The 6,965-nt window shown below is 74.7% G+C and carries 5 protein-coding genes; 1 reads left to right on the top strand and 4 read right to left on the bottom strand.

Going from position 1 to position 6,965, the window contains the following annotated elements; genetic code table 11:
• Window positions 1–46: 46 nt before the first annotated feature.
• From ACFU7Y_RS36905 to ACFU7Y_RS36890, 4 genes are all read right to left on the bottom strand, one after another.
• Window positions 47–1,531, bottom strand: a complete 1,485-nt coding sequence (locus tag ACFU7Y_RS36905) for an alpha/beta hydrolase family protein (protein ID WP_380770973.1) — start codon at window positions 1,529–1,531, stop codon at window positions 47–49.
• A 138-nt stretch (window positions 1,532–1,669) separates the two neighbouring features.
• On the bottom strand, window positions 1,670–2,530 hold the full coding sequence (locus ACFU7Y_RS36900) for a hypothetical protein (RefSeq protein ID WP_380770972.1): 861 nt from the start codon (window positions 2,528–2,530) through the stop codon (window positions 1,670–1,672).
• A 281-nt stretch (window positions 2,531–2,811) separates the two neighbouring features.
• A complete protein-coding gene (locus ACFU7Y_RS36895; RefSeq protein ID WP_380770971.1) occupies window positions 2,812–4,149 on the bottom strand; it encodes a metallophosphoesterase in 1,338 nt (445 codons plus the stop codon).
• A gap of 196 nt (window positions 4,150–4,345) precedes the next feature.
• Window positions 4,346–5,503, bottom strand: a complete 1,158-nt coding sequence (locus ACFU7Y_RS36890; protein WP_224277828.1) for a LacI family DNA-binding transcriptional regulator — start codon at window positions 5,501–5,503, stop codon at window positions 4,346–4,348.
• A 343-nt stretch (window positions 5,504–5,846) separates the two neighbouring features.
• Between ACFU7Y_RS36890 and hisC the strand changes: the two genes are divergently transcribed.
• Window positions 5,847–6,926 carry a histidinol-phosphate transaminase gene (gene hisC, locus ACFU7Y_RS36885; RefSeq protein WP_224277826.1) on the top strand — a complete coding sequence of 360 codons (1,080 nt, stop codon included), beginning with the start codon at window positions 5,847–5,849 and terminating at the stop codon, window positions 6,924–6,926.
• Window positions 6,927–6,965 lie beyond the last annotated feature (39 nt).

The following is a 6,965-nucleotide window of genomic DNA, read 5'->3' as shown; positions in this document are numbered from 1 at the left end:
CCCCCGGGCGGGGGAGCGGGCCGTCGTCCGCCGGCTGGGGGGCGGGTCAGGGCAGCAGCAGCCCCCAGGACAGGGCCCAGGGCAGGAACACCGTCCCGGCCAGCAGCAGGGCGCCCAGCCGGGCCCGGTCGGCCGCGGAGGCGGCGGCCAGGGCGGCCCGCTCCCGCCGGGCGCCGGCCGCGGCGGCGGCGGCCGCCCCGAGCGCGAACAGCGCGAGCAGCTGGACGGCCAGCCAGACCGCCGGGCGGCCGAACAGGACCGGGCCGGGGAACATCGCGGCGGTGACCGTCAGGAAGAGCAGGTAGCCGAGTCCGCCCAGGACGGCGGCCGTCCCGGCGAGGGCGGCCCAGCGGGCGGCCCGGGGCAGGGCGGCGGGGCGCGGCCGGCGGCGCAGGCGGCGGACGGCGCCGGTCAGCGCGTAGCCCGCGAAGCCGGTCAGGCAGAGCAGGGTGGCGACGGCCTCGAACCAGGTGGACTCGTACCAGGGGAGCGGGTCGAGCGCGCGGCTGCGGGCGTCCTGGGGCGGGGCAGGGTCGGCGGAGGCCTCGGGGAGGCCGGTGGCGAGCCGTTGGATCCAGGCGGACTCGGCGGCGGCGTAGTCCGCCGGGAGCCGGTCGGGCCGGTCGTAGCCGTCGTCCCGGGTCAGGTGCAGGTTGTGCCGGACGCCGGGGACGGTGCGCAGTGTGTAGTGGGTGTTGCCGCCGCGGTCGAGGGCCTGGCGGATGATCGTCGCGCTCTCCTCGGGGGCGGCCTCGCGGTCGAGCGTGCCCCACTCGGCCAGGACCGGCTGCCGGACCCGCTCCCACGCCGGCACCGGGTCGTAGTCGGCCTCCGGGAACAGCCCGGCGGCCCTGAGCTGCCGGACGGAGGTGTCCGAGAGCGCGGTGAGCAGCGAGCCGGAGACACCGGCGTGGCGCAGGTAGCCCCGGTACGCCCAGGCCTGCTGGCGGGCCGGGGTGAGGCCGACCGCGCCGGCGGTGACCAGGTACGTCACCTCGGCGGAGCGGCTGGCGGCGAGCGAGGCCGCCCAGGCGCCCTCGGACAGGCCCCACAGGCCGACCCGGTCCGGCGCGACTTCGGGCCGGGTGCGCAGCAGCCGGACGGCGGCCAGGGCGTCGTCGGCCAGCTGCCCGTAGTCCCGGTGGGTCATCGAGTAGCCGTCGGTGCGCTTGTCGAAGATCAGCGTGGTGACGCCGTGCCGCGCGTAGGACTCGGCGGCGGCCCGCAGCTCGGCCAGCGGGCCCGGGCCGGCCCCGGGGAGCATGACCAGTCCGGGGCCCCGGGTGCCGGCCGGCGCGGCGGGTGCGGCCAGCACCAGGCCGTGCAGGGTGGTGCCGCCGGCGCCGGTGAAGTCGACCGGGATGGGGACCGGATCGCCCGGAGCGGGCGAGGCGCTCGCGGCTGTGATGTCCACGGGCGCGGCGCTCGCCGGCCCGGCGGTGGGGAGCAGCCCCAGCAGGGCCGCCAGCAGGACGGTGACCAGCGGCAGCGCCGGTCCGGTGCGGGATGTTCGGACGGATCCGGTGCTCAACGTTGGTCTCCCCCGGTCGTTCTCCACGTGTGGGTCCCAGCCTGGCGGGCGGTGGAGTCCCGGAGCGATGGTGGCCGCACCCGGACCGGGGGTGGGGATGTCCCCCGGAAGCGGCCTCGGTGCCGGGGAACGGAGGGCTCAGCCGACCTCGTCGGGCCCGGTGAAGTCGGGCGGCGTGTACCCGGGCCTGGTGAAGTCGGGCGGGGTGAAGGCCGGGCGGGCGGTGCGGCCCTCGGGGCCGGTCGGTCCGTCGGGGCCGGGGCTGGTGAACGCGGGTGAGGTGTAGCCGGGGCTGCTGAAGTCGGGGCTGCTGAAGTCCGGGCCACCGTGGTCGGGCCGGGCCGCCGGGCCCGGCACCGGTGGCAGCGTGTCGAGCAGGTACGGGACGAGTCCGCGCTCGCGCAGCGCGGTGCGCCACTCGCCGTGGGCGTCGGCGAGTTCGGCGGCGAGCTCCGGGTCGGTGCCGGCCGGGGTGGTCGCGGTGCCGTCGCGCAGGGCGGTGAGCAGCAGCCCGATGATGCCGATGGCCATCGCGGCGACCCCGGCGGCGAGCGCCACCCAGCCGGCCGTGACCAGGGACCGGGCGAGGGCGAGGTCCGGGTTGGTGGCGCGCAGGAGGTAGCCGATCAGCAGGAGGAACAGGGCGGCGGTCCAGGCCAGGATCGGGGTGAGCACGGTGAGGACGGGGAACAGTCCGGCGCCGCCGTTGGCGGAGCGCAGCTGGGTGAGCAGCCCGGGGGCGGCGGGTTCGCTGCCGGTCGGCGGGGGCGGGGGCGCGCTGTGCAGGCTCTCGCGCAGCCGGGTGTAGTGCGCGTACTCGCCGGCGGCCGCGGCGTTGACGCGGTCGGCGTCGCGCAGCGCGCGGATGCGCAGCTGGTCGGTGGTGAGCGCGCCGGGAGCGCGCAGGGCGGTGAGGACGGTGCGGTCGCGCAGGGCTTCCGTGAGGAGGCGCTCGTACTCCGGGCGGTCCTCGGCGAGCAGTGGCGGGGGGTTGGACATGGGGACCCCGTTCGTGCGGACCCTGTTCGCTCCGCCCCGAGGGCGCGCGGCCCTCAGGACGCCGAAACGGGCGCGGAGGCGGGCCGCCGGATGGGCGGCCGGGTGTGGTGTGCCTCATGGTAGGGGCGGGCGCGCCCGGGCTGACAGTCGGTTTCCGGAACTTCGCGCCCCCGGACGCGCGCGTGCGACGGCGCGGGCGCCGGGAACAACTGTTCGATGCCGATGGTCGGTTGACGATCGATGGGCGACCGGCCGGCGATCGGCCGGTGATCGACTGGCCGTCAGCTGATGGGCAGTCGGGCGACCAGCAGTCGCCCCTCCATGGTGACGCCGCCGTCCATCGCCACCGCGAGTTCGTCCGCGTACACGTACGGCCCCGGGATGTGCGGCGGCTGGCCGTCGTCGTTGTGCACCGCGCCGGTGAGGTAGGGGATCGGGCTGTGCCCGTGCACGATCCGGCTGCCGCCGTAGGTGTCCAGCAGCTCGTGGACGGCGGTCGGGCCGGCGTCGCCACGGAACGCGAACCGCTTGGTGAAGCGGCGGAAGCAGTCCCACCACTCGTCCACGCCGCCGTCGGCGAGCAGGCCGTGCACCGCGTCGTTGACGTCGGGGATGGACTCGCCGTACTCCAGGTACGCGGTGGTGTCGGAGTGCAGCAGCAGGTGGCCGTCCTCCAGCGCGATGGCGGGCAGCCGGGAGAGCCAGCTGATGTGGTGCGCCTCCAGCCGGTCCAGGTCGTTCTGCTGGCCGCCGTTGAGCCGCCAGGCGGCGAGGAAGGAGGCGGTGCCGGCGGTCGACTGGACGGGCTCGTCGCCGTACTTGGCGGCGCCGAGGAAGAGCAGTTCGTGATTGCCCATCAGGGCGCGGCAGTAGCCGCCGGCCGCGGCGGCCTCGGCGGCCAGCTGCATGACCAGGTCGATGACGCCGATGCCGTCGGGGCCGCGGTCGGTGAAGTCGCCGAGGAACCAGATCCGGGCGCGGCCGGCGGACCAGTGGCCGTCGGCGTCGATCAGGCCCTGGTGGCGCAGCTCGGCGCGCAGCTCCTCCAGGTAGCCGTGCACGTCGCCGACGACGTAGACCGGGCCGGGCGGCTCGCCGGGGCCGGGGGCCGGGTACGGGTAGGTCGGTGCGGCGGGGTCGGGCAGCGGCGGGCCGAGCTCGATGGTCGGCGGGTCGTCGCGGCCGGCGATCTGGAGCGCCGGGGAGGGCTGGTCGGGCAGGGTGGGCTCGTAACCTCCCTGCTCCTGGCCGTCGTAGCCCGGGCGGTCCTCGTAGGCCGTACCGTCCTCGTAGCCGGTACCGTCCTCGTACCCGGCGCCGTCCTCGTAGCCGTCCTGTCCCTGGTGCGGGAAGGCCGGGGCGTGGTCCATGCCGATCCCCTGGGCGTGCACGGTGTGGCCCTGGTCGTCGGCGTGCCAGTGCTGCTCCAGGTAGCGGGCTCCGCCGTAGCCGCTGTAGGTCTCCCCCTCGTAGGTCTCCCCGTCGTAGGACGCGGCGGGGTAGCCGGGGGCGGGATCGGGTTCGTAATAGGTGCCGTACGGCAGCACGTCGAGGTCCGGCTGGTGGCGGGGGCCCGAGTGGGGGTGCTCGGGTCCGGGGAAGCGGTCCTCGGGTGTCATTCGCCCATCATAGGAAGACCACTCTCCCGGCGTCGTCACCTGGTGGGTATCCAATCCTCCGGAGCGTCAGCCGGGCGGTCCCGCGGGGTCCGTTTTGTCCCGGCTCGGTACGGTCTCGTCAGCACTGCCCGAGCGCTCGTCGCGCCGCCTCGGCACGTGGCCCCTCGGCCCGTGCCCGGTGCGGTGGCTCGGTGGTCTAAACCTCGCCCGGAGGGCGGGGCGGGCTGATGGTGGTGCGCGGGCTCCGGCGCTGGGAGGACGCGCGGACGATCAGTTCGGTCGGCATCAGGGTGCCCGGCGGCGGCCCGGTGCCGGCGGTGCGGAACCGCGGCGGGAAGAGCCGGGCGATGTCGACGCCCGTCCCGGAGTCCACGCCCTCGATCGCGTCGATGAGCAGGTTGACCACCGTGGTGCCGATCTTGCGCGGCTTGAGCGAGAGCGTGGTGATCGGCGGCTCGGTGGCCGCGTAGACGTCGCTCTCGCTGCAGCAGACCAGCAGCAGGTCGTCCGGCACCCGCAGGCCGTACCGGCGGGCGGCGGCCAGCAGGTCGGTGCCGTTGGGGTCGAACAGTCCGTAGACGGCGTCCGGCCGGTCGGGGCGGGCGAGCAGCCGGTCGGCGGCGACGGCGCCGGCGGCCGGGTCGTGCGCCGGGTAGGCCTCGTACACCGGTTCCTGCCCGACCTTGGCGCACCAGCCGAGGTAGGCCTCGGTGGAGAGCCTGGTGTAGGTGTCGGTGCTGGTGCCGGTGAGCAGGCCGATCCGGCGGGCGCCGGCCTCGGAGAGGTGGTCGAGGATGCCGAGCACGGCGGCCTCGTGGTCGTTGTCGACCCAGGCGGTGACCGGGCAGTTGCCGGGCTTGCCGTCGCTGACCACCGGGACGCCGGACCGGTACAGCTCGCTCACCAGGGGGTCCTGGTCGGGCGGGTCGATCACCACGGTGCCGTCCAGGGCGATGTTGCCCCAGACGTCGTGCCGGGAGGAGGCGGGCAGCACCACCAGCGCGTAGCCGCGGCCCAGGGCGGCGCTGGTGGCGGCCCGGGCCATCTCGGCGAAGTACGCGAACTCGGTGAAGGTGAACGGCTCTTCACCGTAGGTCGTGACGGTCAGCCCGATCAGGCCGGACCGTCCGGTGCGCAGGGTGCGGGCGGCCGCGGAGGGGCGGTAGCCGAGGCGCTCGGCGACCTCGCGCACCCGGCTGCGGGTCTCGTCGGGCAGGCGGCCCTTTCCGTTCAGCGCATCGGAGACCGTGGTGATCGACACTCCGGCGGCTGCTGCCACATCCCGGATGCCGGCCCGCTCCAGACGCCGCGAGGTGGTGGGACGCCGACCGCTCTGGTTGGCTGCTGCTGTCATGGCGGACCGATCGTATGGCTCCTGACAAGGGTCTGTGACCGGCGCATCGGGAGCCTGCGGAGATACGTTTCTCCACGAGTGAGCCGGGGTGCGCCCCTTCGATACCCGCCTGAAACCAGGCCTCTTACCTCTGACATGTGCCAAAGGAACCGGGCAGAATGGCTGATCTGCGCCTGTAACCCGACCGGGCATCTCACTCCTACGGGTGAGGGCGGCTCGGTATCGTGCAAGGCACCCGACCGGGGTGGTCCGGGCGCGTCACGAGGTTCCGGGCACGGAGGCGAACCCGTCCGTGGCGGGCGAGCGCACCGGAGAGTTCCGCAACTGGAAACGGAGTACGACCGTGAGCAGTGGTACGTCAGCGCAGGGCCCGCGGCTGCGGCCGACCCTCGACGGCATCCCCACGTACAAGCCCGGCAAGCCGGCCGGCGCCGACGCCTACAAGCTGTCCTCGAACGAGAACCCCTACGAGCCGCTGCCCGGCGTGCTGGAGACGGCGATCAAGGCGGCCGGCTCGTTCAACCGCTACCCCGACATGGGGGTCACCGAGCTGACCTCGGTGCTGGCCGAGCGCTTCGGGGTGCCCGCCGAGCACATCGCCACCGGCACCGGCTCGGTCGGCGTCGCCCAGTCGCTGGTGCTCGTCACGGCCGGCCCGGGCGACGAGGTGATCTTCGCCTGGCGCTCCTTCGAGGCGTACCCGATCGTCGCCACGGTCGCCGGGGCCACGCCCGTCCCGGTGCCGCTCAAGGCCAACGGTGACCACGACCTGGACGCGATGCTCGCCGCGGTCACCCCGAACACCCGGCTGATCTTCGTCTGCAACCCCAACAACCCCACCGGCAACGTGATCCACCGCGCCGAGCTGGAGCGCTTCCTGGACGCCGTCCCGAGCGACGTCCTGGTCGTGGTGGACGAGGCCTACATCGAGTTCATCCGTGACCCCGAGGTGCCCAACGGCATCGACCTCTACCGGGACCGCCCGAACGTCTGCGTGCTGCGCACCTTCTCCAAGGCGTACGGCCTGGCGGGCCTGCGGGTCGGCTTCGCCATCGCGCACGAGCCGGTGGCGGCCGCGCTGCGCAAGGTCGCCACCCCGTTCGGCGTGAGCCGGCTCGCCCAGGACGCCGCCGTCGCCTCGCTGCGGGCCGAGGAGGCGCTGCTGGTGCGGGTGGAGGCGCTGGTCGAGGAGCGCACCCGGGTGGTGGCCGGGCTGCGTGCCCAGGGCTGGGAGATCCCGGACTCGCAGGCCAACTTCGTCTGGCTCTGGCTCGGCGACCGCTCGCAGGAGTTCGCCGCCGCGTGTGCCGAGGCCGGCGTGATCGTGCGGCCGTTCCCGGAGGGCGTGCGGGTGTCGATCGGCGAGGCCGAGGGCAACTCGATCTTCCTGTCGGTGGCGGAGGCCTTCCGCAAGTCGCTCTGATGTCCTGCTGGTGATCGCGGGGGCGCGCCGGTCCTGTGG

The sequence above is a fragment of the Kitasatospora sp. NPDC057542 genome (assembly GCF_042801945.1).
Classification (GTDB): Bacteria; Actinomycetota; Actinomycetes; order Streptomycetales; family Streptomycetaceae; genus Kitasatospora.
Note: the sequence above shows the minus strand (reverse complement) of the source record. Positions and strands in the feature narration are given on the sequence as shown.

Coding starts and splice junctions, on each gene's coding strand:
- ACFU7Y_RS36890 (WP_224277828.1), bottom strand. CDS start 5,503: ATGACAGCAGCAGCCAACCAGAGCGGTCGGCGTCCCACCACCTCGCGG.
- ACFU7Y_RS36900 (WP_380770972.1), bottom strand. CDS start 2,530: ATGTCCAACCCCCCGCCACTGCTCGCCGAGGACCGCCCGGAGTACGAG.
- ACFU7Y_RS36895 (WP_380770971.1), bottom strand. CDS start 4,149: ATGACACCCGAGGACCGCTTCCCCGGACCCGAGCACCCCCACTCGGGC.